This window comes from Microbacterium sp. F2E (assembly GCF_020905435.1).
In the GTDB taxonomy this organism is placed as follows: Bacteria; Actinomycetota; Actinomycetes; order Actinomycetales; family Microbacteriaceae; genus Microbacterium; species Microbacterium lacticum.
In genome coordinates, this window is sequence record NZ_JAJJIB010000053.1 from 1 (window position 1) to 691 (window position 691).

1 protein-coding gene is annotated in these 691 nt (G+C 64.8%); it reads left to right on the forward strand.

Annotated features, from left to right (window positions below):
* Positions 1–162 precede the first annotated feature (162 nt).
* Positions 163–681 carry a hypothetical protein gene (locus LOK55_RS13945; RefSeq protein WP_229935851.1) on the forward strand — a complete coding sequence of 173 codons (519 nt, stop codon included), beginning with the start codon at positions 163–165 and terminating at the stop codon, positions 679–681.
* Positions 682–691 lie beyond the last annotated feature (10 nt).

The following is a 691-nucleotide window of genomic DNA, read 5'->3' on the forward strand; positions in this document are numbered from 1 at the left end:
GCCGTAACGCCGACTTGACACACATAGAAGAGTCCGCATGCTCCTGATCGCCGGCGGACTTGACCCCCTCACCCCCACCTAGAATGCGCAGAGCCGGAAAACGCCGCTCGGGAGCTCCTCTACGTCGCCCTCACCCGCGGGCGCCAGACTAACCACGCCTACGTGATCCAGCCTGACCCGCACGAGGTCGAACCCCACCTGGACCAGCCCGAACCCCAGACCGTCACCCAACAGCTGGCACGAGTGCTCGCGCGCAGCGACGCCGACCTCTCCGCCACTGAGACGTTGAAGCTGGAGGTCGATCGGCACGCGTCCTTGGCGACGCTGCTGGCCGAGTACGACGTGCTCGCTCACGCCGCGCAGGTCGACCAGTGGACGGCACTGCTGGATGCCGTCCCGTTCCCCGCAAACGTGGCCGATGACGTGTTCACCAGTCCGTACTACGACCGTCTCGAAGCTGCCCTCGCCCGGCATCAAGCTGCCGGGCACGACCCCGCCACGATTCTCAATGCCCTCGTCCCGTCCACAACGCCGGGCGAGGACCAGGTTGACCCGGCCGCTCTGCTCGCTACCCGGATCGATCAGGCCACGGCGAAGTGGGGTGTGACACTTCTTGTAGACGGTCGTTACCAGGAAGGAACGACAGGCAGAGATGTCTACGAATCGCAGGAAGTTCACTGAGGAGTTCAAG